Genomic DNA, 24,643 nt, shown 5'->3' on the forward strand with positions numbered 1-24,643 from the left:
AACCTTAGGGTCAAGGGTTTCATGCCCTGTCCCTCGATGGAGCGCGATTTGTCTCAACGGCGTGGTTGCGCCACCTCCGGACCTTTGCCGTGATGCCGTGAAGGTCGCGTTTTGACGCCATTTGCGAAAGCTCATTGGTCTCGCTAGCAAAGGTCGCGAGCGATCCAAAAAAAGCGATCGTGCCACTAGGAGTGGTGGGAAGGTAGGAAGCCCCCCATATGGGCGGGGAACGGCCCAGCCTATACCAATCCACAAGAACATAGGGTATCTTTCCGGGGTTGAATTGTCCGACGTATCGTCGGTCGCTTCTGGGGGGCCGATCAATCTCGAAGCCGCTCCCATGCGTCGATCGCTATTCCGGAAGTACTTTCTAGTCTTATTCGCCGCCGTCATTTTTCCGATGGCTGCCGGCGGCATCAGCGACGCCTGGTTCAGCTATGGCGACCAGCGTGCGATCCTCAGCGCCCTGCTGCGGTCCGAGGCAACATCCGCAGCCGACAAGATTGAGAGCTTTCTCGACGAGATCAAGCGTCAGCTCGCCCCGACGGTGAACCAGATCCGGTCGACCACGGACGCCGTGAAACAGTATCGGTTCCTTGCCATACGGGCGATGCACCAAGCCCCGGGAATTGTCAGCATCAGTTTTCTCGACAGTACTGGCGCAGAGCGGCTGCACGTCTCCCGCATTGGCTTGAACAGGACGGAAGGCGGAGCGGACCGCTCCGGCGATCCCGCTGTCGTGGGTGCCAGGTCGGCGAAATTCTGGTATGGCCCGGTCACCTATCGCCAGGGTTCCGAACCGCTCATGACCATGGCGGTGGCCGCATACTCAGGCAGCACAGTCGTCGCCGAAATCAGCCTGAAGCCTGTCTGGCTCATCGTTTCCGAAATTCGCATTGGTCGCAGCGGCCAGGCATTTGTTGTCGACCAGACCGGCGGCCTAGTAGCTCACCGAGACATCACCAAGGTATTGCAGGGCACCGACGAGAAAGCGGCGTTAGCCCTGCGCAGATTGCGGGATGCAATCGCCGCCGCGGGCGGCAATGCGATTGCAACCCGCAACGCCGAGAATGAACCCGTTGTGACCGCTGTTGCACCGATTGCCGCAGCCGGCTGGACGGTGTTTGTCGAGCAGTCGCAGGCAGAGGCTTTTGCGCCCCTATACGCTTCATTGTGGCGGACCGGTGGTCTATTGCTCGCCGCCACAGTCCTTGCGGCGGCACTCGCCTATTGGCTTGCCAGACGGATGAGCGGCCCCATCCGACTATTGGAAGAGGGCACCCACAAAATCGGTGCCGGACAGTTCGATCACCGGATCAACATCGCCACTGGAGATGAACTCGAGCGGCTGGCGGCGCAGTTCAATCAAATGGCGCACGAACTCGCCATATCGAGGGACCGCGCGGAGCGAATGACGCGGCTGAAGCGCTTCCTCGCACCGCAGGTCGCGGAGCTCGTAGAAAAGGCTGGCGACGAGAGCGTGCTCGCTGGCCAGCGCGCGGAAGTGGTCGCTGTTTTCTGCGACTTGCGTGGTTTTACCGCTTTTTCAGCGCATGCCGAGCCTGAGGACATCATGCAGGTCTTGCGTGAGTACTATGAGGCGCTCGGCGCGATCATCACCCGGTATGAGGCAACGCTGACCAGTTTTTCGGCGGATGGGTTGATGGTTCTCGTCAACGCCCCGGTTCCGTGCGAAGAGCCGGCGCTTCATGCTGTGAAAATGGCTGTCGACATGCGGGATGCCATTCAAGGCCTCATCTCTGGGTGGCGACTGCGTGGCCATCAGATTGGTTTCGGCATAGGTCTCGCAATGGGGTGGGCAACGGTGGGCCGAATTGGCTATGAAGCCCGCGTTGACTACACCGCGATCGGCAATGTCGTGAACCTGGCGTCGAGACTGTGTTCGTCCGCTGATGATCAACAAATCCTCATCGATCATTCCGTGGCGCGCTTTGTGGGTGGCAAGGTTCCGATCATCGAGCTCGGCACTCGCCACCTCAAAGGCCTCGACGGGCACGTACGCGTCTATAATGTCAAGATGCGAGGCATGGGGCCGGATTTAGCTCCAGATGCAAATGCCATCGGCGCAAAGGGTTAGGCGCGCCTCTGCGCCACTGGTGCCATTGGCGGCTTCGAGCACCCATTTGAGACGTTCGAGCCAACCTCCCGCAACGACAGCTCAGGGTCAGATCTTCGCGTTCAAACGGCAACGCCGAGTCACCTTATTCGCTGGTGACGAATGGGCTCCCAGACAGTTCTCTCTTTTGTTCGGGCGCCTCTTCGAAAAACCGTTTCAACTCAAGGGGTTCGAAATTTTGGCGCGCCCGACACGATTCGAACGTGTCAACTCCACCTTCGGAGAGCAGCGCTCAAGGTGCGGCCGTGCCAACTAAGAATTGAATGGTGCGGGTGGTCGGAATCGAACCGACACTCCTTTCGGAACTGGATTTTGAATCCAGCGCGTCTACCAGTTTCACCACACCCGCAAAGCACTAACTCGTTGACCTCTCAACGCTCTCATCCTGCACCTAGGTAGAAGGTGGCAGTTTGAGAATTGAGCGACCCTCAACTCCTAACCTATTGACCTCTAATCCTATTACCCTGCGGGCTGAAGGTAGCATCCTGATTTTGAGTCGAGCGCGTCTACCAATTCCGCCATAGGGGCTCAGGCCGGGCGGCCTGGATGGGCGCGGACTATACGGTTGGAGGCCTGTTCGTCAACTGGCCAATTCGGGGTGGCCAATTCCGGGCATGTCGCTTTCGCTCGGCCGCGGCCTTTCGATTTCGTGAAGCGGCGGCCATTGTGCAGCGCGAAAAATCTTTCTAGACAGGCAGCGCATTGAAGCGCGTCGCGTCCGGAGAGATTCATGTGGCGCGCTTTTGGTCTTTGTTTTTATGCATTGTTATCCCAAAACCGCTGCGCATTTGGGCGACGTGCATCAGGAGTGCCGATGCTTCGCGGACTTTACGACTGGACCTTGTCGCTGGCGGCGAAGAAATCCGCCGAATGGTGGCTGGCCTTCATCGCTTTCGTCGAAAGCTCGGTGTTTCTGGTGCCGGCCGACGTGCTCTACCTGCCGATGGCGCTGTCGCGGCCGGATCGCGCCTATCGCTACGCGCTGGTCGCCACGCTGGCCTCCGTTCTGGGTGGCATAGCCGGCTGGTACATCGGCCACTACGCCTATGACACGGTGGCGCGGCCGATCCTTGAATTCTACGGCAAGTATGACGACTTCGAGACACTGCGTGAGCCACTGCGCGGCTCGGCAGGTACCGGATTCATCGTCCTGATGCTGATCACCTCCGGCCTCGCCCATCTGCCGCCGATCAAGGTGGTGACGATCCTGTCCGGCGTCATCGGCACGCCTTTGCTGCTGTTCATCGTGCTGGCGATCGTGGCGCGCGGCGCCCGCTTCCTGTTCCTCGCCTGGCTGCTGCGTCGCTATGGCGAACCGATCCGCGAGTTCATCGAAAAGCGCCTCGGCCTGATCGCCGGCGCTGGCGCCGCTGCCCTGATTTCGCTCTATATCGTCGTCAAATACGCGTTTTAAGGCACGATCCCGAAAAGCGGTTTTCGGAAAAGATCATGCTCAACAAGAAGGCGAACGGCAGATCGATGACGGCGACCGTGAATGCCGACAGGGGAGGCCAGCGCATGCGGACGGCGTTGTTCCTCGCCGCTGCCATGGCCGCCACCGTTGGCTCGGCGCTGGCCTTCCAGCATCTCGGCGGCTACATCCCCTGCAAGCTCTGCCTGGAGCAACGCACCCCCTATTACATCGGCGTGCCGCTGATGCTGCTGGCGGCGCTTGCGTCGACATTGCGCGCTCCCGCATGGCTGACACGCGGCCTGCTGGCCGTCGGCGGGCTGCTGATGGTCTACGGCGTCTATCTCGGCGTCTATCACTCCGGCGTCGAATGGGCGTGGTGGCCGGGGCCGACCGACTGTGCAGCGGCTGCCGGACCGGTGGACACCGGCGGCAAGGGCGTGCTCGATGCGCTCGACAGATTCGTCCCGCCCTCCTGCGACAAGGCGGCTGTGCGCATCCTCGGCCTGTCGCTGGCCGGCTGGAACGCCATCGCCAGTTTTGTGCTGGCCGTCATCGCCTTCCGCGGCGCCTTTGCCCGCGATTAATCTAGTGCGGCGCGAGATCATTCAAGAATTCGGCAGGCTGAGTCGTATGGAGTGATTGTCGCGAACCGAAGCGCAGCGGACATTAGAGCGCGGCGCGTCCAATTGGACGCGCAAAGGACGCTCTAAAACTTTGCATTTGCGCATGATCCTTTCCGGAGACCGAAATCGGTTTCCGGGGTCATGCGCTGGTCCGTGAGCATCGGAAGCGCAGACAATCGCTTCAGACGGCCAACCTCCCGAATTATCGGATGATCTCAAGGCTCCAGTTCGACATCCCAGTACAGATAATCCATCCAGCTTTCATGCAGATGGTTGGGCGGGAACAGGCGGCCATTGTTGTGCAAATCGTGCACCGTCGGCTGAAAAGGTTTCTGCAGCGGCCACATCTTGGCGTGCGCCGGCATCATGCCGCCCTTCCTCAGATTGCAGGGCGAGCAGGCAGCGACGACATTCTCCCAGGTCGTCGCGCCGCCGCGATGGCGGGGAACGACATGGTCGAAGGTCAGATCCTCCGGCGTGCCGCAATACTGGCACTGGAAACGGTCGCGCAGGAAGACGTTGAAGCGGGTGAAGGCCGGATGCCGCGATGGCTTCACATAGGCCTTCAGGCTGACGACGCTCGGCAGTTTCATCGAGAAGGTCGGCGACGACACCGCGTGCTCGTATTCGGCGACGATGTTGACCCGCTCGAGGAACACCGCCTTGATGGCGTCCTGCCACGACCAGAGCGACAGGGGGTAATAGCTGAGCGGACGGTAATCCGCGTTCAGCACCAGTGCTGGAAGCCCATCCGGAGATACGGCAACCGTCACGTCATTGACCTCCTTGGTCCAGTGCATGACCCCGAAATCGACTGATTTTCGGAAAGGATCATGCACAGATTCAAAAGTCCTACAGCGTCCTTTGCGCATCCGATCGGATGCGCGGCGCTGTAGCCTGTCGGCGCGGATACTGTAAGCCCGACATGACAGGGATGTGAAGCGGCTTGTCGATCAAACGCCACGCCAAAAGCGCCTGATTTCTATGCTTTTTTGCGAATTCAGGCCGGAGGCGCGGCGTCCCTGCCCTTCAATTCGCGATAATAGGCCCAAAAAAGCCGCGATGCGACACCTCGCCACGGGCTCCATGATTCGGCGAGTTGGATCAGTGTTTTCTCAGGCGGACGCGGATCGATGCCGAGCGCGTGGCCGACCGCGTTCTGCAGGGCAACGTCGCGTGCCGGGAAGACATCGGGGTGGCCGGCGGCGAACAAAAGATAGACTTCCGCCGTCCACGCGCCGATGCCCGACACCTTGGTCATCGCCGTGATCGCATCAGCCGCGTCGAGCAGGCAGAGATGATCGAGGTCGAGCCCATCGACCACCGCCTGGGCGACGGCGATCAGGCCGCGCTGCTTCGGTCGCGACAGTCCGGCCTCGCGAAACACGGCTTCGTCGGCGGCAAGGATCGCTTGCGGCGTCAGCGGATCGACGAGTTTTGTCAGCCGCCCGAAGATGGCATCAGCGCTGGCGCGGGAAACCTGCTGCGAGACGATGATCGAGGCAAGGCTTCTGAATCCCGGGTCGGAAAGCCGAAGCGGCACCTCGCCGGCCATGCCACGCACCTTTTCCAGGCGCGGGTCGAGCAGGCAGAGCGCGTCGAGCCCTTGCGCGATGTCGTCGAGCGTGGCGATGCGTTGCATGTCAGCTTGTTCCCAGCGCAAAATGTCAGATGTAATCAGCCGCAAAGTAGCAACTGGCGAAAGCGCCGCACAACCCGATTGCCGCCGAACGATGACACTCCTGACATTCCGCTTCGCGCCGAGCCCGAATGGCGAACTGCATCTCGGCCATGCCTATTCGGCGCTGCTCAATCAAAAATTGGCCAGCGCAACCGGCGGGCGGCTGTTGCTGCGCATCGAGGACATCGACACGACGCGCTGCACGCCGGAATTCGAGGCCGGCATTTTTCGCGACCTGGAATGGCTCGGGCTTGGCTGGGAACAACCGGTGCGCCGTCAGTCCGAGCATTTTTCGGACTATCGGGCGGTGCTCGATCGGCTGATCAGGGAAGAGCTCGTCTACCCGGCCTTCATGAGCCGTGGCGAAATCCGCGCCTTCATTGCAGACAGCGAAAGGCGCGGCCGCGACTGGCCGCGGGACCCGGACGGGGTGCCGCTGTATCCCGCCGTCGACAAGGCGTTGCCGGTCGGCGAGCGCAAGCGCCGTATCGCCGAGAATGCGCCCTTCGCCTGGCGACTGGACGTTGGCGCTGCGATGGCGCGCGTCGGCACGGGTCTGTCATGGCTGGAATTTTCCGATGAAAGCCTTTCCGCGACACGCACGATAGAAGCCCGGCCGCAGGACTGGGGCGACGTGATCGTGGCGCGCCGTGAAATCCCGACAAGCTATCATCTCGCCGTCGTCGTCGACGACGCGCTGCAGGGCATCAGCCACGTCGTGCGCGGCCAGGACCTCTATTCCGCCACCGGCGTGCAGCGCCTGCTCCAGGAGATCCTCGGCCTGCCGCAACCAGGCTACTTCCATCATCGTCTGGTCCTCGGCCCGGACGGACGAAAGCTGTCGAAGAGTTTTGGAGATACCGGCCTTGCCGCCTTGCGCGAGGCCGGCGCATCACCGGAAGACGTCCGCCGGCTGGTTCGGATTTAGTCCATTCCGTTACATCACAGCGTCATGACGGTGCAGAACCTTTGATGGCAGAGCGAGGCGCCCCCCTCTGTCCTGCCGGACATCTCCCCCACTTGGGGGGAGATCGGCAGCTTCGCGGACAGCGTCATTTTTGCAAGGTTGGTGGCTGGCGAAATCGGTGATGAAGGCCAATCTCCCCCCTTGTGGGGGAGATGTCCGGCAGGACAGAGGGGGGCGCGAAGGATCACTGCAGATCAGCATTTATCCCCGACCCAGAGCGCATCCTTCAACTCGGATGAGCCTATGGATCAACCGTTTGGTTTTGCTTGCCGGGTTGAACCACATTACAGCAGTCGCGACACCCGATCGTCACCAAGCGCGGCAGCCTTCCAAAAATGCACAGCATCAAGCGGTTCATCCCCGCCTCCTTTGTCGTCCTGTGGGCGACTGGCTTCATTGGCGCGCGTTATGCCATGCCGTGGGCCGAGCCTTTCACCTTCCTGGCCGCGCGCTTCGTTCTGGCCGCCGTCCTGTTGGCCGCCTTGATGGCAGCACTCGGCTCCAGGCGGGCGACGCGCAAGGAGGCGCTTCACGCGACCGGCGCCGGCATCCTGATGCATGGCGTCTATCTCGGCGGCGTCTTCTGGGCCATCCACAGGGGCATGCCGGCCGGGCTTTCGGCCTTGATCGTCGGGCTGCAGCCGCTGATCACGGCGGTGATGGCCGGCCGGTTTCTCGGCGAGGCCATCCTGCCGCGCCATTGGGCCGGCCTCACTGTCGGACTTGCCGGCGTGGTCATCGTGCTTTGGCCGAAGCTCGGGACGCTCGGCGGCGGCGTGACGGCCGAGACGCTGGCCGCCTCACTTGTCTCGGTGCTTGGCATGAGCGCCGGCACGATCTGGCAGAAGCGCTTCGCCTCCGGCGGCGATCTCGTGGCGGCCACCACTTGGCAATATGTCGGCGGTGCATCGGTGATGGCTTTGGCCTCGCTCGCTTTCGAGACGCGAACCGTCGTCGTCAATGGCGAGTTGATCTTCGCCATGGCATGGCTGGTGCTGGTGCTGTCGATCGGCGCCATCTTCCTGTTGATGGTGATGATCCGCGACGGCGAGATGTCGAAAGTCGCTTCGCTGTTCTATCTGGTCCCGGCCGTCACCGCACTCATCGCCTGGCTATTGTTCGGCGAACAGTTGAACCTGGTCCAGATCGTCGGCATGGCGATCGCGACGCTCGGCGTCGGGCTGGCAACCGCTCAGCCGACCAAAGCATGATCCCGAACCGAAGGTCAGCGAAGCAAAAAGTGGGAACCGGTTTCGGAGAAGATAATGCTCAAACCAAGAATCAGCCAACTCGGGCGCGTGCCTCCAGATAGCGGCTGATCGCGGCATTGAGTTCACCGCCGAGAATGAAGATCGCCGAGACGATATAGAGGAAGACGACCGCGACCATGATCGAGGCAAGGCCGGCATAGGTCGTCACATAGGACGAGAAGCGATCGAGATAGGCGGCAAAGATGGTCGACCCGATGAGCCAGGCAATCAGCGTGAAGATGATGCCCGGGACGATCGAAACGAAGCGGCGCTTGCCCGCGGGCAGCCAGTAATGCACCGCGAACAGCCCACCGACGATGACGGCGGAGGCGATAATGTAACGCCACAGCGTGATCGTCCCCATATAGGGTTTTACCCATTCGAAATTGGCCTCGGCCAGCCGTCCCAGTATGGGCGCGAAAACCACGAGCACGCTGATCACCAGAAAACCTGCCGTGGCGATCAGAACGAAGGCGATGCTCTGCACCCGGCGATAGATGATGCCGCGCGTTTCGGAAACGCGGTAGGCGCGGTTGAGCGAGGTGCGCAGCGCCTCAATGCCGTTCGAGGCGAAGAAGGCGGCAAGCAGCACGCCATAGGTCAACAGGTCGGTGCGCTGCACGGTGAGCACGTTGAGCACCTCGCGCGCGATCGGCTTGGCGATCTGCTCGGGCCAGGTGTCGAAGACGAGATGCACGGCAGTGTCGGCAAAAGCCTGTGCGCCGAGGAAACTGGCCAGTGTCGTGGCGAAAATCAGAAAGGGGAAAAGCGCCATCAGCGCCGTGATCGCCAGATGGCTGGCCATCGCCCAGCCATCGTCTGCATCGAAATGGCCGACCGCGTCATAGAGCACGCGTTTGACGGCTACGATCTTCCGCAACAAGAACCGCGTTCCCTTCGATTGTCTCGACGCCGCGAATATGGGAAGGGATTGCGGCAAATGGCAAGCCTCGGTCAACCCACGCTTCCTCCCGGAGAAGAGTTGCGCACCATCATCGTCACCGGTGCTTCTTCCGGGATAGGCGCCTATTGCGCCCGGGCGCTGAAGGCGGAAGGCTGGCGGGTGTTCGCGACGGCGCGCAAGCCGGAGGACATCGCCGCCCTCGAGGTCGACGGCATCGAGGCCTTCTATCTGGACTACCGCGAAGCCGGATCCATCGAGACGCTGGTGGCGTCGGTGCTGGAGCGGACGGGCGGACGGCTCGATGCCCTGTTCAACAACGGCGCCTACGCACAGCCCGGCGCCGTCGAGGACCTGCCGGTCGCAGCACTCAGGGAGCAATTCGAGGCGAATGTGTTCGGCTGGCATGACCTCACCCGCCGTGTCGTGCCGGTGATGCGCCGCCAGGGCCATGGCCGTCTCGTCCATTGCTCCTCGATCCTCGGCCTGGCGCCGCTGCCCTTTCGCGGCGCCTATTCGGCATCGAAGCACGCGATCGAAGGGCTGATGCTGAGCATGCATCAGGAACTCCAGGGCAGCGGCATCCATGTCTCGCTGATCGAGCCGGGGCCGGTGACATCGAAGATCGCCAGCAACGGCCTTGTGTGGTTTCTCAGGAATATCGAGCGTGAGACTTCCGTCCACCGCCTCGCCTATGAGGCGCAGCTGCAACGGCTGCAAGCCGGCGGCAGCACGTCACGGCTGAAGCCCGGGCCGGAGGTGGTTCATGCGGCCTTGCGCCATGCGCTTCTGTCGCGGCGCCCGCGTCCGCATTATGTGGTAACGGTGCCGGCCAGGATCGGCGTCGTCCTCAAACGCATCCTGCCGGCATCAATGCTCTACCGCCTGCTTGCCAAACGCGCCTGAACGCAATCGACTGGAAACACACTATGGCAACCGTCTTCAACATCCTCGCTGTCCTCGTCATGGTCGCCGTGGTGATCGTGCTGATCCGCGGCCTCATCAACATGATGCGCGGCGGCTCCGGGATGACCTCCAACAAGCTGATGCAGACGCGCGTGCTGCTGCAGTTCGTGGCATTGGTGCTGATCATGCTGGCGGTGTATTTCACCCGCAAGTGACGAGGGCGGCGATTTCGGGAGGCAGAGCGTGGTCAAGCTCAACAAGATCTACACCCGCACCGGCGACGACGGCACCACCGGCCTCGGCACCGGTGAACGGCGGCTGAAATCCGATTCGCGCATCGACGCCTATGGCACGATCGACGAAGCCAATGCCTGCATCGGCATGGCCCGCATCCACACCGCGGCAACACACCCGGCGATCGACGCGATGCTCGGCCGCATCCAGAACGATCTTTTCGACCTCGGCGCCGATCTGGCGGTGCCGGACGACGGCCAGCCGCTCGGCAATGAGCCGCTGCGCATCACCGCTGTGCAGACCGACCGCGTCGAAAAGGACATCGACCTGCTCAACAAGGACCTGCAGCCGCTCAAATCCTTCGTGCTCAACGGCGGCACGCCGGCGGCGGCGGCCCTTCACCTCGCCCGCACGGTGGCGCGGCGGGCCGAGCGCATAATGGTGGCTTTGACGCAGGCCTCGGGCGAGCATGTCAACCGCGAGGCGGTAAGATACATCAACCGCGTATCGGACTTTCTGTTCGTCGCCGCACGCGCGGTCAATGACAATGGAAACGCCGACGTGCTATGGGTTCCCGGCAAGAACCGCTGAATCTGCCGAGCCGGGAGGGGGTCCGATGTTCATCCCGCTTTATGACACCAACCGGCTGCGCCACATAAAGCAGCAATATGTGACGATCGGCCTGATCGCGTTCAACACGCTCATCTACTTCGCCACCGCGCTTGGCGGCGAGCAGTTCACCAACGCCGCTGTGCTGGGCCTCGGCTTCATCCCGTCGGTCGTCCACGACAGCGCCGAACTGGCTCCGCAGTTTGTCGTGATCCCGGAGAGCCTGAGCTACGTCACCTATTCCTTCCTGCATGCCGATATTTTCCATCTCGGCGGCAACATGCTGTTCCTGTGGGTGTTCGGCGACAATGTCGAGGACGCGCTCGGTCATATCCGCTTTCTCATCTTCTACCTGCTCTGCGCTACAGCCGGCGCCTTCTTCCAGGGCCTGATCGCGTGGGACTCGCAGGTTCCGCTGATCGGCGCCTCAGGCGCCATTGCCGGCGTGGTCGCCGCCTATCTGATCCTCTATCCCAGGGTGAAGGTATGGGTGCTGGCCTTCGCCCGCATTCCGCTGCGCATCCCGGCCTTCATCCCGCTCATCCTGTGGATCCTGTTCCAGATCGTGATGTTCGCCGCCGGTGGCGAGGATCAGATTTCCTGGGCCTGCCATGTCGGCGGCATCATCGCCGGGGCCGTGCTGGTGCTCATCTTGCGCAACCGCGCCGTACCGCTGCTTGCCGGTGCGGACGAAGAGGCAGTGGTGGTCGCCGGCCAAATGCCTGTTGCAGCAGAGCCGGCGCCAGGCGAGCCGCTGCCGGCGCAGCCGGCACCGCGCTGGGGACGGGCAAGCGCCTCCAGTCCGGACTGAACCGATTTGCCGGACTGAACCGATTTGAGTGCGGCGCGGATGATTTGGGCGCGCCCCGGATATTGACGTGCGGGGTCGCCGCAACTACGGAAGCTTTCCCACACCAATGCATGTCGCGCAAAACTGTGCAGCGGTTTTGCGATAGCGGCATGCATAAAACAAACAACAAGGCGCGTGAGGTCGGTCAAATGCGACGCGCTTTAGACGGTCGGAGACCAAAATTCCGTCCGGAATGTCGGCTTTCGACAACTCTGAAGACGCGCGCACTGCTATAGCGCGCCGACTATCTTGAAAGAGGTGACTATCCTTGAAAGAGGTGGCTATCGTGAAAGAGGTGACAGGCAAATGAAGATCCTTGTGCCCGTGAAGCGGGTTGTGGATGCGAATGTGAAGGTTCGTGTGAAGGCTGACGGTTCGGCGGTGGAACTCGCCAACGTCAAGATGGCGATGAACCCGTTCGACGAGATCGCGGTCGAAGAGGCGATCCGGCTGAAGGAGGCCGGCAAGGCGGAGGAGATCATCGTTGTCTCGATCGGGCCGCAGCAGGCGCAGGAGACCTTGCGCACCGCGCTCGCCATGGGCGCCGACCGCGCTATCCTGGTCAAGACCGACGAGCAGACCGAGCCGCTGGGTGTCGCCAAGGTGCTGAAGGGCGTGGTCGAGGCGGAAAAGCCCGGTCTCGTCATTCTCGGCAAGCAGGCTATCGACGACGATTCGAACCAAACCGGCCAGATGCTGGCCGCGCTTCTGGGCTGGGCGCAAGGCACTTTTGCCTCCAAGGTCGTCATCGATGGCGACAAGGCCAAGGTGACGCGCGAGGTCGATGGCGGCCTGCAGACGGTGGAGCTGAAGATGCCGGCGATTGTCACCGCGGATCTTCGCCTCAACCAGCCGCGCTATGCCTCGCTGCCCAACATCATGAAGGCCAAGAAGAAGCCGCTCGACGAGAAGTCTCCCGCCGATTACGGCGCCGACGTCAAGCCGCGGCTGAAGGTGATCAAGACCGAGGAGCCGGGCGGCCGCAAGGCGGGCGTCAAGGTCAAGAGCGTCGCCGAACTGGTCGACAAGCTCAAGAACGAAGCAGGCGTGCTGTAGGGCTGGGAAGGGACAAAAAGATGACAATTCTTCTGATTGCCGAACACGACAATGCGACGCTTTCCGACCAGACCGCCAAGGCGCTTTCCGCGGCACTGCAGATCGGCTCCGACGTGCATGTGCTGGTCGCCGGCAACGGCGCCAAGCCCGCAGCGGACGCCGCCGCCAAGCTCAAGGGCGTGAGCAAGGTGCTGCTCGCCGAAGCCGACGAACTCACCGAGCGTCTCGCCGAACCGCTGGCGGCGCTCGTCGTCGGCATGGCCGATGCCTATGACACGATCGTCGCGCCGGCGACCTCGTCGGGCAAGAATGTCGCGCCGCGCGTGGCGGCCCTGCTCGATGTCGCGCAGGTGTCGGAGATCATCGAGATTGTCTCGCTCGACACCTTCAAGCGGCCGATCTATGCCGGCAACGCTATCCAGACGGTGCAGTCGAGCGACGCCAAGAAGGTGATCACCGTGCGCACCGCCTCCTTCCAGGCTGCACCCGAGGGCGGTTCAGCCCCGGTCGAGACGGTTCAGGCAGCTGTCAATCCCGGCCTGTCGAGCTTCGTCGAGAACAAGCTTTCCGAGACCGATCGTCCGGAGCTGACTTCGGCCAAGATCATCATCTCGGGCGGCCGCGCGCTGGGCTCTTCGGAGAAATTCCAGGAAGTCATCCTGCCGATCGCCGACAAGCTCGGCGCCGCCGTCGGCGCCTCGCGTGCCGCAGTCGATGCCGGCTACGCGCCGAACGACTGGCAGGTCGGCCAGACCGGCAAGGTGGTGGCACCCGATCTCTACATCGCCGTCGGCATCTCCGGTGCCATCCAGCATCTTGCCGGCATGAAGGATTCGAAGGTCATCGTCGCCATCAACAAGGACGAGGAAGCGCCGATCTTCCAGGTCGCCGACTACGGCCTCGTCGGCGACCTTTTCGTCATTCTGCCGGAACTGCAAAAGGCGCTTTGACGCCTTCTGCCAAAGCGTATTAAATTGTGAAGGGCGGGGTAGACGAAGTCGCCCCGCCCTTTTAGTTTGCACCGCACAAAAAGCAGGCCGCAAAGGCCTTTTGACGGGATCGGTGTAATGAACAAGATCGAGACGATCGGCATCATCGGCGCGGGCCAGATGGGCGGCGGCATCGCCCATGTGTCCGCGCTTGCGGGCTACAAGGTGCTGGTCTACGACATCTCACCCGACCGCATCGAAAAGGGCATCGCCACGATCAGCGGCAACATGGCCCGCCAGGTCGGCTCCGGCAAACTCGAGGAAAAACTGCGCAACGAGGCGATGGCGCGCATTTCGTCAGCACCGACCATGGCCGACCTTGCCGGTGCCGATCTGGTGATCGAAGCAGCGACCGAGGACGAGACGGTCAAGCGCAAGATCTACGCCCAGCTCTGCCCGCAGCTCAATCCGGAAGCCATCCTGGGGACGAACACCTCGTCGATCTCGATCACCCGTCTCGCCGCGCAGACCGACAGGCCGGAGCGTTTCATCGGCATCCATTTCATGAATCCGGTTCCGGTGATGAAGCTGGTCGAACTGGTGCGCGGCATCGCCACCGAGGACCAGACCTTCGAAGCGGCAAAGGCCTATGTGAACCATCTCGACAAGACGATCACCGTCTCGGAGGATTTTCCGGCCTTCATCGTCAACCGCATCCTGCTGCCGATGATCAACGAGGCGATCTACACGCTCTATGAGGGGGTCGGCTCGGTCGACGCGATCGACACCGCCATGCGGCTCGGCGCCAACCATCCGATGGGACCGCTGCAGCTCGCCGATTTCATCGGCCTCGACACCTGCCTGTCGATCATGCAGGTGCTGCATGACGGCCTGTCGGATTCGAAATACCGCCCCTGCCCGCTGCTGGTGAAATATGTCGAGGCCGGCTGGCTCGGCCGCAAGACCGGACGCGGCTTCTACGACTATCGCGGCGAGCATCCCGTTCCGACGCGCTGAACCATTTTGCAGCCAAGTGGAATCACTTAGCGTCGCACAAATGCGGCTAAAGAGATAGATCGGAGTGCAGGTTCAATCCAAACGCATTCCGCTTTAGGTCAAAACTCAAGCCGCGGATGCTCGTCGAGGTAAATGGGCACCGAAGGAGATCGGGCGGCGTAGCAGGTGTCGCCGATGCAATCATCTGTCCCTTGAACACGTGCCTGTGATACGAACCTGAACAGCCGCATTCCTTGGCGCGGTGCAATCAGTAGGCCGTCGGCCATGTCGCTTAGCGTCGTGGTTACTCCTCGCCTTCTGGAAGTCCAGCCTGCTTTAATCCATCCTCCAGCCGCCGGCGCGTCTCCGTTTCCTTGATCGGAGGACCGCGCCGGACCCACTCGACGATCTCGCGGTCGCCGGGAGGTTCTCCTGTCCACTGCGCACGCGCTCCGGCGAGAAACTCCTCTGCCGCACGGCGCGCTTCATCCTCCCTGCCCATAAGCGCCAGCGCGGCCGCTTTCCACATGAGCGTATCATGCATGCTTCCGGCGCCCATGTTTGCCGCGGCGACGGCACCCGAGCAGTCGCCGATAATGAACCGGATTCCCGTGAGGTACTCCCACTGGAAGGGAGTAACGAAGGGAGTCAGGCTGAGCGCGAGGCGCGCAAGCTCCCTTGCCCGTTCGATCCTGCCCGTGAAAGCGAGGCCATGCGCGCAGGACAGCAGCGTCTTAGGGTTGTTCGGATTGAGGTCGAAGGCGAGGTCGTAGTGGATGTCCGCCTGGTCGTACTTCCCCGCCATAAGGCACGACCACGCCAGGGTCAGGTGGGCACGGGTCTCGAGCGGATCGATCTGCACAGCCTCCTTCGCCAGCCTGAGCGCTTCGGCCTCGAGCGCGGGGTCGCGCCGGAACCCCGCGACTATCAGATGGCGAACGTTGTAGATGCTGGCGAGGCTGGAGTAGGCGGGAGCGAACCGCGGCATCTGCTGGATGACCGACTTGAAGAGACGCTCGGCCTCGAGTTCCGCATCTGGCTGCCAGAGGGTGAGCAGGTTCTCTCCGCGCAGCCAGTCGTCATATGCCGAGAGCGAAAGGTCGCGCCTGCCCGGATGTCCTGATACGCGCTCCGCGGAGAGATAAATGTCCAGAACGGCTGCGGTCTTGCGCGCGATTCCGCTGGAGACTGTCGCCCATTCCTGCAGCTGGAGCGGAAACCGTTCACTCCAGACGATGCGTTCGCTGGCGGCGTCGACGAGCGTGAACCGCACGGCCTCTTCCGAAGTGGACGGCTGCATGCGGGACTCGAGGCGGTAGTCGACGGCAGCTCCGGAACCTACGTCCGGCAGGCGCTGGCCTTCCTGCTCCTCGACGATCACCCAGTCGCGGAACTTGACCAGGCAGGAAATAACCTCCGCGCGAAATCCGGCAAGCAGATGCTCCTTGCCCCGATGCCCTGGCGGAGCAAACGGGCCGACTGCGATGACCGGGAGCCGCCCTTCGTATCGGGGCGCGCCTGCTTCTTTCGCCTCCCTCTCATCGGCCGGCGTTGACCCGCCCGCCCGAATCCGCTGGATCACTTTCTGGGTTTCCGCCGAAGGCTCGACGCTGAAGTCCTTCGCCAGGACCTCCCGCAGCGACTGGTAGACGCGGATCGCGGCAGCTGTATTGCCCCCCGCCGCGTAGGCGTTCATGAGCGCCCGCGCGGCAGGCTCATGCGTGGAATCGATGGCGAGGAGCGCGATTGCGGCGTGCTTGCCGGACAGACCGCCGGATTCGCGGTCGAGGCAGGCCTCCAGCTGCCCGATTAGCCGGTCTCGCCAGCGGTGGCGCGTCACCCTGAGCCAGGATTCGAAAACCTGGTCGGTCCGCTCGAGGCCTGCCAAGATCTGGTCCGGAGAAACCCGCCCTTCGATGAGATCGGGCGTGACGAATCCCTCCCCGAGCTGTTCGCTGACCGTCAGGAGGTCCACCTGCAGAGCGGACATTATCATACGGACCTGGCCGGGAGTCGCGTGGAAAGCGTCCGAACCCGCCTTCTGGAACGCCTGCTGGACCTGCCGGACGACGGACCGGTACTCCTGCTGCGCGTGCGGCAGGTCCAGGCTGCTCCACAGGAGGCCAAGGATGCGGTCCTTCGCTTCCTGGTTGTGCTGGCTGAGCACGAGGTAGCCGACAAGCGCCTGCGCCTTCATCGATCTCAGGGCGATCTCGTTGCCTTCGGCATCGGACAGCGACAGCCTTTCGATCAGGGAGACGGAAACCTCTCCTGGCTCGGGCGCCTGCCCTTCCGATGGAGGCCCGTTGCTGCGGCGGACCCGGTAAGCGACGACGGGCTGCGGGATGTTTTTCAGGCTGCGCGGTCCAAGGCTCCCGAAAGTGGCGGGAACCGCCTGCCGTACCTGTTCGAACACGGCTTGGGAAATGCAAATACCGCCGGGTTCGGCCAGGTGTTCCAGACGCGAAGCGACGTTGACTATGTGGCCGTAAACGTCGCCGCCGCGGTGCTTCACTTCACCAAGGTGTATGCCGATCCGGAACAGTATACGGCGGCCGTCGGGTTCGCCGCCGGCCATGTCAGCGAGTTGCTCCTGCGCGGCGAGCGCATAGAGCACCGCCTCGGTCGCCGACGCGAATTCAACCATGACGCCGTCGCCTGTGGTCTTTACCACCTCGCCGCCGTGGGCAGGCGCCAGATCGCGGAAAACCTCGAAGCAGCGCTGGATGAAGTCGAGCGTCGCCTGCTCGTTAGCCTGCATGTGCCGTGAGTACTGCGCGGCGTCAGCGAACAGGATCGCTCGGAGCGTAGATCGAGTGGCATTCGAACGCATGCGCTGGACTGTTCCAATCTGACCTATCCTAGACTACACGCACCTCAGCGCCACCGCAAAGTACCCGAGCAACCACTGGGGTCGGGTTCCACGTTTGCACGACGCCTCAGGTTTCGCCTTTCGGCCGTTCTTGCACTCCGTAGTACTTGTCGTTTGATCACCGAAGTGCAATCATAAAAGAATTGAGCTTCGCGCAAAACAGTACGGCGATCTATTGCTGGTAGATGTTTGTTGTGCCTCATTGCAGATGGAGGCAGACGGAGGGGCACAGCTTGGTCACAAAGCATGGACGTTTGTTCTACGTCGTGGATGGCACGCCAATCCTCAACAAGGACGTAGTTGACACACCCCCTGACACAGGCGAGGAGGAAGAATCGCCATTTCGATTCACTCGCATGCTCAAGGAGCAACAGGAGCAGCCGCCTGACGAAATCCTTGTGGCTCTTGGCTCACGCATGATGAATGATGCGAACGAACCGCAATTCGATAGTTCAATACCGGCGGGGTACACCTATCTCGGCCAATTCATTGCACACGAGATAACACACAATGGAACAAAATATAAACAAAAACTCGAAGATATTGAGCAGTTAACTTCTCCTAGCCTGAACCTCGGAAGCCTGTACGGTGAGATATTGCTGTTACCTGAAGCCGATGAACTTCAATTGCTGCCTGTTGATCAGACAAAATTTGATGAGGATCATTCCGAGCTGCCACGCTTTCGAAACGATCTGCCGCGAGTGCAAGGCAAGCCGGCAATACCTGAAAAGCGCAATGACAATAGTCTCAATCTCGCTCAGATTCACGTAGCACTTATTAGATTTCATAATGCCGTAGCCCTCCGCCTGGCAAAGGGCGGATCAGTTTCAAACGAGCAGATTAGAAAAACGGTTATCCAGCATTTTCAATCGATCGTACTGCATGACTTTTTGAAAACAGTTATCGACGACGACATATATAACCACATCCTCGAGAATGGACCAACTTGCTATCGACGAGTGCGAGGTCCCGGCAACCTGTATCCGGCGATGCCTATTGAATTCGCGATGGCCGCCTTCAGGTTCGGACACAGCATGGTCCGAAGCGACTACATCCCTCTTTGGAACCAATACCATTATCCAAGCTTGGACATGCTGCTCCATCAAACGAACAATGTGGGCGGCATCGACCAGTTGCAGAGTGGTTGGGTTGCAAACTGGTGCCGATTGTTTGATTTTACAGGGCTTGGAACGACGTGCGGCGAGAAACCGCTCTTGGCGCGTCGGATAAACACCAGGATTGCAGGGGCTCTCAAAAACCTACCCGATGGAGCGTTGCCTGCACCGGCGCCTTCGGCGAATTTGCCCATTCGCACGCTGTTGTTCGGCGCGGCCGCGCGCTTGCCTTCTGGGGAGAACGCCGCTCGTCAGATGAACACCTTTCTGACGGGGGCAGACGATCGAGAGATCAAACCGATCAATATTCTTTCCGACGATGAGATTGCTGCGGAAGAAAGCGAGGATGTGCGACGCATTCTGGCAGATCCCAATATGCACGGAAATACACCTCTTTGGTTCTATATCCTGAAGGAAGCGCAGATCTGTGGGCACGGAGAGAGGCTTGGCCCGCTCGGAAGTCGAATTGTCATGGAAGTGCTCTACGACCTCATTGCTAATAGCGAGTACTCCATCCTTCGCGAGAAGGATTGGAAGCCACAGTTGCCGTCAAGAGGCGACAAAACAGGGTATGCGATGACCGATTTGCTGATTTTCGCCGGCAATATTGATCCCTATTCCGTCATTGAATCAAAGGAGGAAGCTTATGGCCGAAGCTAGCAATGGAAGTCTTAGGATTGTTCCAGCATCTGGAACGGCAATCAACCAATCAGGATATATAGCCCTTACTAATGATTTCATTGCGCTAACCGAAGCGCAGCTAGTTCAAATAGCGGATGATAACGAATCTGCGATTAATTTCTTAACGAGGAATGGGAGCCGCCGCGTTATCGACAAATTGAACAGAAATATTGCGAAGGAAACTAACAAAATAAAGTTCATGCGTGACAAAGATGTAGACGAGGATGCAAAGACTCGTACTCATGTATCTATCCCATCAGCGCGGGTAGCGACTGCAGCTCAACTAGCCTATCTTGATGACTATATCGGCATAATAAAGAGCCTTTCAGGTGCGAACGCCAGGAAATTCCTTTTCGCACTAATGATGATCACCAAATGCAGGTGACTGCCATGCGAACATTCGGTGGCGCCAAGGTAAACGTGAATTGCTGTGGCTGAAGCAGGATCAGTGCTAGAGCTACACAGCAATGTGGTCGATCGCAGATGGGAGTAGCAGATTGGTTTGAAACGCACGTCTTGCCATCTTCGTCCTCCCCGGTTCATTTGGCCGTTGCCATTCCTACCGTCCAGACTGGGTCTCTCAATACGCTCTTTCCGGCCGCCGCGCGACTTGAGGCAGGCAGGATGGCTTCCGGCCGTGGACTGACGCGGGAGCAAGCCCAGGCAACCTGCTTTGGCGAGGCGGCTGAGCTCGCAAGCGCCTGCTTATGGGGTAGAGAGACTTTCGTGAGCGCCTCATGGCGCGATTTAGCGGGCCGGGCGGTCCACCCTGCTTCACTGATCCTGGCCAGCGAAGTCCAGTATCGGGAGCGGGATAGGTGGAACGCCGCGCACGGGGCGTTCGACTGGCTGCCTGTTCGGTTTGACGAATCCCGTCCTGCCGACTGGGTCGAGGCATGGTCGCCCGACGGGTCGGACCCATCTCTGGTTCCGGCAGCGTGCGTCTACATCGGATACTTCGAACCGGGAGACGAGCGGGCCTTTGCTGTGGCTGATAGCAACGGATGCGCCGCAGGCGCTACTCTCGAACAGGCGATGGTCTCGGCCTTCCTCGAACTGGTCGAGCGCGACGCGACCGCTACCTGGTGGTACGGCCGCCATGCGCGCCCAGCGTTCAATCTTGGCGCCATCGAAGGAGCGGAGGACCTTGTTGCATCGCTCGAAGCGCGCCCCCGCCGCTTCCACCTTGTGGACCTGACGACTGATCTCGGCATTCCCGTATGCGCGGCCGTCTCGGCCGAACCGGAAGGCGGCGCTGTCGCCGTCGGCACCGCCGCGCATTTCGATGTAGGCCGGGCCGCCGTTGCCGCGCTGACCGAAATGCTGCAGGTCGAGTTCTCGATCGCAGTGCGGTGCAGAGCGGCGCCGCTGGATGACAGCGACGCGTTCGGCTTCTGGCTCAGGCGCGTGTCGCTCCGCTCGATGCCGCACCTTATGCCGTCGGGCGAAAGTCGCCCGCCCGCCCGTCCTGCCGGCCCGGCAACTGTCTCCGGGTGCATCCAAGTTTGCCGCGAGGCGGGCCTGCGGTTCCTTGCCGTAGACCTTACGCGGCCGGAGATCGGCGTTCCCGTCGTCCGCGCCATCGTGCCCGGTATGCGGCCGCTGCGCCGCCGCCTCGCGGCTGGACGGCTGTTCGACGTCCCAGTGAGGTTGGGCTGGCAGGAGAGGCGGATGTCAGCCGCAGAAATGAATCTGGTCCCGATGACCGCATAAGGAAAGACGGTAAAAAAAACTCTCGCAAAATCTACCAGACTGGGAGAGTATTCGCATCCGCTAAACAAGTGGAGAGTGAAATGAAGGAGACCGGCGCGGCAGCAGTTCTAGCCTTGGTTCTCGCGTTCGGCGGCGCGGCACATGCCGACACCGTCCGGGTGGGTTTCACTCCGGAACCTTACCCGCCCTTTTTCACCCCCGAGGCGACAGGCAAATGGGGCGGATGGGAACTCGAGATCGTCGACGCGCTCTGCGTGGAGGCCAGGCTCGACTGTGTTCTCACTCCGACCGCGTGGGATGGCATCATACTCGCCCTGACGGTCGGGAAGATCGACATGATCGCCGCGTCCATGTCGATCACCGAGGAGCGGATGAAAACGATCGATTTCTCCGACCGCTACTACAAGAGCCCAGTTGTCGTGGTGGCAGCCAAGGGGACGGACATCAGAGCGACGGCGGAAACCCTCAGGGGCAAGATCCTCGGCGTCCAGGTGTCCAGCACCCACGAAGCCTACGCGCGGAAGCACTTCGCCACGGCCGTGGCCGAGATCAAGGGCTACCAGACGCAGGACGAGGCTTTCCAGGACCTCGTGGCGGGGCGGGTTGACGCCGTTCAGGTCGAAGCGATAGCCGCGGAGGGGTTTCTCGGTTCGGACCCCGGAAAGGCCTGCTGTGAGGTGAAGGGCAACGTCGCGGACGATCCGGAGTTGCTCGGGCTGGGAGCGGGCTTCGGCTTCCGGAAGGAAGACGACGCGCTCAGGGAAAAGGTCAACGCCGCTATCAAGGGCATCCGCGAAAACGGCAGGTACGGCGAGATCTCAAAGAAATACTTCACCTTCGACATCTACGGCGAGTGAGGAACGTTAAAGCTGTGGTATCTGGCATTTTGCGTTCCATCGGAATGTCCAGAAACCGCTGGATCTGGACATCTCAATTTGACCGCTCGGTAGTCGGCAGTGGGTCAATCCGCTGGTTCCGGTGAAGGTCCGCTTCCGGGTGCAAATTTGAGCCGGGCATGTCCGACTAGGGCCAGGGCGTGAATTCCGCACGGGCGAACGAACTTCCGCAACGGGTCGAACCACGTTCAGAAATGAATGTTTCGACGTTTGGAGCATCACGGTCTCCGATCGCGGGCCGTCGCTACCAGCGCACAAAAATCCGCCCGCCGAGCGCGCCGAGCGCGGCAAGGATGGCAATCGCGATCGTGTACCAGGTGGCGACGAAAAGCGGCGAGTCGTCGAAGCAGTGGGCGGCATAGAAAGTTGCCGCCAGCCCACCGGCGAGCAGGCCCGCCACCGTTCCGGCAAGCACCGGCCGCGTCGGCGCGCCATAGCGCAGCACCGCTAGAAACACGGCAAGCGGACCTACGCCGATCAGTGGAATGAACGTCAGGCAGATAACCATGTTGCTGCCGATCAGCCGCCTGCCCCAGTCGGCCGCAGGCACGGAAAGGAGTTCCAGAACCACCGCCACGGCCACCAGCAGCGGTGCGACGATCATCCAGGCCGCTGCCCTGCTCGTCGATGCACCGGGTGTCGACAGGGCGCGGATCAAGGCGAAGGCGCTGACGGCCAGAGCCATCGTGAAGACGAACTTGGCGAGGAAGCGCATCGTATGCATGGCGGTGGCGATGTCGGTGCGTGGGCCGATCGCCAGCCAGAAAACCACCGCCGCGATCGCGATGGCCGCACCGGCTCCTATCCACCAGGCCGAGCCAAGCGGCATCGCCGTGCTGCGGGCATCGGCGTCGAGCGCCTTGATGAGATCGTCGGTCCTCATGTCATTCTCGCCCGAATTGTTTGGCCGCGAACCGTTTAGCAATAGCTGCGAGCCCACGATGAAGCGACACGCGCACCGCCGTCTCGCTGATGCCGAACTTCACCGCCGTCTCGCCGATGGAACGGCCTTCGACCGACACCGACGAAACCACGGAACGCTGCGCCGGCGGCAGGCCGTCCAACGCCCGATTGATGTCGCGCTCGCTGACCGTCTCGGCCTCCGGTTCGGCAAAGGTCTCGGCGATCTCGTCGATCTCGATCTCGATGCGCCGCCCGCGCCGTCGAAAGGCGTCGATCAGCTTGAAACGCGCTATGGCGTAGACCCAGGGCAGCACAGGTAAATCCTGGCGCCAGGTATGCCGTTTCACATGAATGGCCAGCAAGGTTTCCTGCACGACATCCTCGGGATCGACCCCGCCCTGAACGATCTTGCGCCTGATAAAGCCGCGAACGAGAGCAGCCGTCCGGCGCAGAAAGTCGGCGTAAGCCTTTTCATCTCCCGCGATCGCGGCCCGCATCAGCCGGGAAAGCTCGGCCTCGTCCTTGCCGGTCACAAGAGTTCACTCCACGATATTCGCGCCACGGCGCTGATTTGTTACGTGCTGGCGAAATAATGTCCAAGCCAAAATTTGGGAACATCACGAAGGTTTCACCTCCGGCGCCCAATTACGCAGCTCATCAATGTTGACTACACCGGTCATGAATTGATAGGTGCAGCCTTGCTAAATCAAGACCATCGAGATCGAGAGGGATGACGTCCATGAAATATGCTCTTTCCGCCCTGGCCGGTGCCACGGCACTTGCAATCAGCCTGATCGCCGGCCCGGCGATGGCCCAGGACGGCGGCATCGTCGTTTACAATGCCCAGCACGAGAGCCTGACCAATGCCTGGGTGGAAGGTTTCACCAAGGAAACCGGCATCAAGGTCACCGTTCGTCACGGCGGCGACAGCGATTTCTCCAACCAGATCGTCGCCGAAGGCGCCGCCTCGCCGGCTGATGTGTTCCTGACGGAAAACTCTCCCGCCATGGTGCTGGTAGAATCCGCGGGCCTGTTCGCGCCGGTCGACGCCGACACGCAGGCGCAGATTCCCAAGGAGTACCAGCCGTCCAGCGGCAAATGGGTGGGCATCGCCGCGCGCAGCACCGTCTTTGTTTACGACAAGACCAAGCTGACCGCCGAGCAGTTGCCCAAGTCGCTGCTTGAACTCGCCGATCCGAGCTGGAAGGGACGCTGGGCCGCTTCGCCCTCCGGCGCCGATTTCCAAGCGATCGTCAGCGCGCTTTTGCAGCTCAAGGGTGAGGCCGCGACGGCCGACTGGCTGAAGGCGATGAAGGAGAACTTCACCGCCTATAAAGGCAACAGCACGGTGATGAAGGCGGTCAATGCCGGCGAGGTCGAAGGCGGCGTGATCTATCACTATTATTACTACGGCGACCAGGCCAAGACCGGCGAGAACAGCAAGAATGTCGGGCTGCACTATTTCAAGAACCAGGATCCGGGCGCGTTCGTCTCGGTTTCCGGCGGTGGCGTGCTGGCCTCCAGCAAGCACCCGAAGGAGGCCCAGGCCTTCCTGAAATGGGTGACCGGCAAGGGTGGTCAGGACGTGCTGAAGACCGGCAATTCCTTCGAATACGCCGTCGGCAAGGGCGCGGATTCCAATCCGGCGCTGGTGCCGCTTGCCGATCTGCAGGCGCCGAAGGTCGACGCGACGACGCTGAACTCCAAGAAGGTGACCGATCTGATGACGCCAGCCGGCTTGCTTTAGTTAGCGTTCGTCCTAAAAGGGCAACCGACTGCGCTCCTGCGGGAATTCGCTTTCCGCAGGAGCGCTCTGTTTTTCGAGGTGGCATTTGTCGATGACGACAAGCTACATTCTTGGCCCTGTTTGCGGCCCTTCGATCGTTTCCGCCACCGGGCGGCAACGGCTC

The 24,643-nt window shown here is 61.4% G+C and carries 23 protein-coding genes and 1 tRNA gene; 17 read left to right on the forward strand and 7 right to left on the reverse strand.

What is annotated here, in order from left to right; genetic code table 11:
• Nucleotides 1–340 precede the first annotated feature (340 nt).
• Nucleotides 341–2,098, forward strand: coding sequence for an adenylate/guanylate cyclase domain-containing protein (locus AC0L16_RS15820; protein ID WP_473621922.1), 1,758 nt, complete (start codon nt 341–343; stop codon nt 2,096–2,098).
• Between the two features lie 303 nt (nt 2,099–2,401).
• Here the strand turns inward: AC0L16_RS15820 and AC0L16_RS15825 are convergent.
• Nucleotides 2,402–2,486: transfer RNA gene (locus AC0L16_RS15825), tRNA-Leu, on the reverse strand.
• A gap of 465 nt (nt 2,487–2,951) precedes the next feature.
• On the opposite strand from AC0L16_RS15825, the gene AC0L16_RS15830 reads away from it, so the two are divergent.
• Nucleotides 2,952–3,551: a YqaA family protein gene (locus AC0L16_RS15830; protein WP_473621816.1), complete on the forward strand. Its 600-nt coding sequence runs from the start codon at nt 2,952–2,954 to the stop codon at nt 3,549–3,551.
• Between the two features lie 65 nt (nt 3,552–3,616).
• On the forward strand, nt 3,617–4,135 hold the full coding sequence (locus AC0L16_RS15835; RefSeq protein WP_473621924.1) for a disulfide bond formation protein B: 519 nt from the start codon (nt 3,617–3,619) through the stop codon (nt 4,133–4,135).
• Between the two features lie 254 nt (nt 4,136–4,389).
• On the opposite strand, the gene AC0L16_RS15840 is transcribed toward AC0L16_RS15835, so the two are convergent.
• Both AC0L16_RS15840 and AC0L16_RS15845 read right to left on the reverse strand, forming a co-directional pair.
• Entirely contained in the window at nt 4,390–4,947 is a 558-nt protein-coding gene (locus tag AC0L16_RS15840) for an HNH endonuclease (RefSeq protein ID WP_023797250.1), read from the reverse strand.
• Nucleotides 4,948–5,174: 227 nt separating this feature from the next.
• Nucleotides 5,175–5,816, reverse strand: a complete 642-nt coding sequence (locus tag AC0L16_RS15845) for a DNA-3-methyladenine glycosylase family protein (protein ID WP_473621818.1) — start codon at nt 5,814–5,816, stop codon at nt 5,175–5,177.
• Between the two features lie 91 nt (nt 5,817–5,907).
• Between AC0L16_RS15845 and gluQRS the strand changes: the two genes are divergently transcribed.
• Both gluQRS and AC0L16_RS15855 read left to right on the forward strand, forming a co-directional pair.
• Entirely contained in the window at nt 5,908–6,783 is an 876-nt protein-coding gene (gene gluQRS, locus AC0L16_RS15850; RefSeq protein WP_473621819.1) for a tRNA glutamyl-Q(34) synthetase GluQRS, read from the forward strand.
• Nucleotides 6,784–7,157: 374 nt separating this feature from the next.
• Entirely contained in the window at nt 7,158–8,033 is an 876-nt protein-coding gene (locus tag AC0L16_RS15855) for a DMT family transporter (RefSeq protein ID WP_473621821.1), read from the forward strand.
• A gap of 70 nt (nt 8,034–8,103) precedes the next feature.
• Here AC0L16_RS15855 and AC0L16_RS15860 read toward each other — a convergent pair whose 3' ends face one another.
• On the reverse strand, nt 8,104–8,955 hold the full coding sequence (locus AC0L16_RS15860) for a YihY/virulence factor BrkB family protein (RefSeq protein WP_473621822.1): 852 nt from the start codon (nt 8,953–8,955) through the stop codon (nt 8,104–8,106).
• 57 nt (nt 8,956–9,012) lie between these two features.
• Between AC0L16_RS15860 and AC0L16_RS15865 the strand changes: the two genes are divergently transcribed.
• The 7 genes from AC0L16_RS15865 to AC0L16_RS15895 all read left to right on the forward strand — a co-directional run bounded on the left by AC0L16_RS15865 (nt 9,013) and on the right by AC0L16_RS15895 (nt 14,574).
• Nucleotides 9,013–9,879 carry an SDR family oxidoreductase gene (locus AC0L16_RS15865; RefSeq protein ID WP_473621823.1) on the forward strand — a complete coding sequence of 289 codons (867 nt, stop codon included), beginning with the start codon at nt 9,013–9,015 and terminating at the stop codon, nt 9,877–9,879.
• Nucleotides 9,880–9,902: 23 nt separating this feature from the next.
• Nucleotides 9,903–10,094, forward strand: a complete 192-nt coding sequence (locus tag AC0L16_RS15870) for a twin transmembrane helix small protein (protein ID WP_023797244.1) — start codon at nt 9,903–9,905, stop codon at nt 10,092–10,094.
• A gap of 28 nt (nt 10,095–10,122) precedes the next feature.
• The gene (locus AC0L16_RS15875; protein ID WP_473621825.1) at nt 10,123–10,704 is read left to right on the forward strand and encodes a cob(I)yrinic acid a,c-diamide adenosyltransferase; all 582 of its coding nucleotides are present in this window, start codon (nt 10,123–10,125) and stop codon (nt 10,702–10,704) included.
• Nucleotides 10,705–10,729: 25 nt separating this feature from the next.
• Nucleotides 10,730–11,533 carry a rhomboid family intramembrane serine protease gene (locus tag AC0L16_RS15880; protein WP_473621827.1) on the forward strand — a complete coding sequence of 268 codons (804 nt, stop codon included), beginning with the start codon at nt 10,730–10,732 and terminating at the stop codon, nt 11,531–11,533.
• A 345-nt stretch (nt 11,534–11,878) separates the two neighbouring features.
• Complete coding sequence (locus tag AC0L16_RS15885; RefSeq protein ID WP_023797241.1) at nt 11,879–12,628, forward strand: electron transfer flavoprotein subunit beta/FixA family protein; 750 nt, start codon at nt 11,879–11,881, stop codon at nt 12,626–12,628.
• Nucleotides 12,629–12,648: 20 nt separating this feature from the next.
• Nucleotides 12,649–13,578: an electron transfer flavoprotein subunit alpha/FixB family protein gene (locus AC0L16_RS15890; protein WP_473621828.1), complete on the forward strand. Its 930-nt coding sequence runs from the start codon at nt 12,649–12,651 to the stop codon at nt 13,576–13,578.
• Between the two features lie 117 nt (nt 13,579–13,695).
• Nucleotides 13,696–14,574: a 3-hydroxybutyryl-CoA dehydrogenase gene (locus tag AC0L16_RS15895; RefSeq protein WP_473621830.1), complete on the forward strand. Its 879-nt coding sequence runs from the start codon at nt 13,696–13,698 to the stop codon at nt 14,572–14,574.
• A gap of 283 nt (nt 14,575–14,857) precedes the next feature.
• Here the strand turns inward: AC0L16_RS15895 and AC0L16_RS15900 are convergent, their stop codons facing one another.
• Nucleotides 14,858–17,386: an adenylate/guanylate cyclase domain-containing protein gene (locus tag AC0L16_RS15900; RefSeq protein WP_473621831.1), complete on the reverse strand. Its 2,529-nt coding sequence runs from the start codon at nt 17,384–17,386 to the stop codon at nt 14,858–14,860.
• Nucleotides 17,387–17,658: 272 nt separating this feature from the next.
• On the opposite strand from AC0L16_RS15900, the gene AC0L16_RS15905 reads away from it, so the two are divergent.
• From AC0L16_RS15905 to AC0L16_RS15920, 4 genes are all read left to right on the forward strand, one after another.
• Complete coding sequence (locus AC0L16_RS15905; RefSeq protein ID WP_473621833.1) at nt 17,659–19,200, forward strand: peroxidase family protein; 1,542 nt, start codon at nt 17,659–17,661, stop codon at nt 19,198–19,200.
• Nucleotides 19,187–19,606: a hypothetical protein gene (locus AC0L16_RS15910; protein ID WP_473621834.1), complete on the forward strand. Its 420-nt coding sequence runs from the start codon at nt 19,187–19,189 to the stop codon at nt 19,604–19,606. The genes AC0L16_RS15905 and AC0L16_RS15910 overlap by 14 nt, the downstream gene beginning before the upstream one ends.
• Nucleotides 19,607–19,845: 239 nt before the next feature.
• Nucleotides 19,846–20,934: a YcaO-like family protein gene (locus tag AC0L16_RS15915; protein ID WP_473621835.1), complete on the forward strand. Its 1,089-nt coding sequence runs from the start codon at nt 19,846–19,848 to the stop codon at nt 20,932–20,934.
• An 80-nt stretch (nt 20,935–21,014) separates the two neighbouring features.
• Complete coding sequence (locus AC0L16_RS15920) at nt 21,015–21,791, forward strand: transporter substrate-binding domain-containing protein (protein ID WP_473621837.1); 777 nt, start codon at nt 21,015–21,017, stop codon at nt 21,789–21,791.
• 283 nt (nt 21,792–22,074) lie between these two features.
• On the opposite strand, the gene AC0L16_RS15925 is transcribed toward AC0L16_RS15920, so the two are convergent.
• The gene (locus AC0L16_RS15925) at nt 22,075–22,713 is read right to left on the reverse strand and encodes an NrsF family protein (RefSeq protein ID WP_473621838.1); all 639 of its coding nucleotides are present in this window, start codon (nt 22,711–22,713) and stop codon (nt 22,075–22,077) included.
• Nucleotide 22,714: 1 nt separating this feature from the next.
• Entirely contained in the window at nt 22,715–23,266 is a 552-nt protein-coding gene (locus AC0L16_RS15930) for a sigma-70 family RNA polymerase sigma factor (RefSeq protein ID WP_473621840.1), read from the reverse strand.
• A 206-nt stretch (nt 23,267–23,472) separates the two neighbouring features.
• On the opposite strand from AC0L16_RS15930, the gene AC0L16_RS15935 reads away from it, so the two are divergent.
• Complete coding sequence (locus tag AC0L16_RS15935) at nt 23,473–24,480, forward strand: iron ABC transporter substrate-binding protein (RefSeq protein ID WP_473621841.1); 1,008 nt, start codon at nt 23,473–23,475, stop codon at nt 24,478–24,480.
• Nucleotides 24,481–24,643: the final 163 nt, after the last annotated feature.

The organism is Mesorhizobium sp. WSM4848, from assembly GCF_055811375.1.

Excerpts from the sequence above, each read along its gene's own strand:
- AC0L16_RS15820 (WP_473621922.1), top strand. The coding sequence starts at position 341 with ATGCGTCGATCGCTATTCCGGAAGTACTTTCTAGTCTTATTCGCCGCC.
- AC0L16_RS15830 (WP_473621816.1), top strand. The coding sequence starts at position 2,952 with ATGCTTCGCGGACTTTACGACTGGACCTTGTCGCTGGCGGCGAAGAAA.
- AC0L16_RS15835 (WP_473621924.1), top strand. The coding sequence starts at position 3,617 with ATGACGGCGACCGTGAATGCCGACAGGGGAGGCCAGCGCATGCGGACG.
- AC0L16_RS15845 (WP_473621818.1), bottom strand. The coding sequence starts at position 5,816 with ATGCAACGCATCGCCACGCTCGACGACATCGCGCAAGGGCTCGACGCG.
- gluQRS (WP_473621819.1), top strand. The coding sequence starts at position 5,908 with ATGACACTCCTGACATTCCGCTTCGCGCCGAGCCCGAATGGCGAACTG.
- AC0L16_RS15855 (WP_473621821.1), top strand. The coding sequence starts at position 7,158 with ATGCACAGCATCAAGCGGTTCATCCCCGCCTCCTTTGTCGTCCTGTGG.
- AC0L16_RS15865 (WP_473621823.1), top strand. The coding sequence starts at position 9,013 with ATGGCAAGCCTCGGTCAACCCACGCTTCCTCCCGGAGAAGAGTTGCGC.
- AC0L16_RS15870 (WP_023797244.1), top strand. The coding sequence starts at position 9,903 with ATGGCAACCGTCTTCAACATCCTCGCTGTCCTCGTCATGGTCGCCGTG.
- AC0L16_RS15880 (WP_473621827.1), top strand. The coding sequence starts at position 10,730 with ATGTTCATCCCGCTTTATGACACCAACCGGCTGCGCCACATAAAGCAG.
- AC0L16_RS15885 (WP_023797241.1), top strand. The coding sequence starts at position 11,879 with ATGAAGATCCTTGTGCCCGTGAAGCGGGTTGTGGATGCGAATGTGAAG.
- AC0L16_RS15890 (WP_473621828.1), top strand. The coding sequence starts at position 12,649 with ATGACAATTCTTCTGATTGCCGAACACGACAATGCGACGCTTTCCGAC.
- AC0L16_RS15895 (WP_473621830.1), top strand. The coding sequence starts at position 13,696 with ATGAACAAGATCGAGACGATCGGCATCATCGGCGCGGGCCAGATGGGC.
- AC0L16_RS15900 (WP_473621831.1), bottom strand. The coding sequence starts at position 17,386 with ATGCGTTCGAATGCCACTCGATCTACGCTCCGAGCGATCCTGTTCGCT.
- AC0L16_RS15910 (WP_473621834.1), top strand. The coding sequence starts at position 19,187 with ATGGCCGAAGCTAGCAATGGAAGTCTTAGGATTGTTCCAGCATCTGGA.
- AC0L16_RS15915 (WP_473621835.1), top strand. The coding sequence starts at position 19,846 with ATGGCTTCCGGCCGTGGACTGACGCGGGAGCAAGCCCAGGCAACCTGC.
- AC0L16_RS15920 (WP_473621837.1), top strand. The coding sequence starts at position 21,015 with ATGAAGGAGACCGGCGCGGCAGCAGTTCTAGCCTTGGTTCTCGCGTTC.
- AC0L16_RS15925 (WP_473621838.1), bottom strand. The coding sequence starts at position 22,713 with ATGAGGACCGACGATCTCATCAAGGCGCTCGACGCCGATGCCCGCAGC.
- AC0L16_RS15935 (WP_473621841.1), top strand. The coding sequence starts at position 23,473 with ATGAAATATGCTCTTTCCGCCCTGGCCGGTGCCACGGCACTTGCAATC.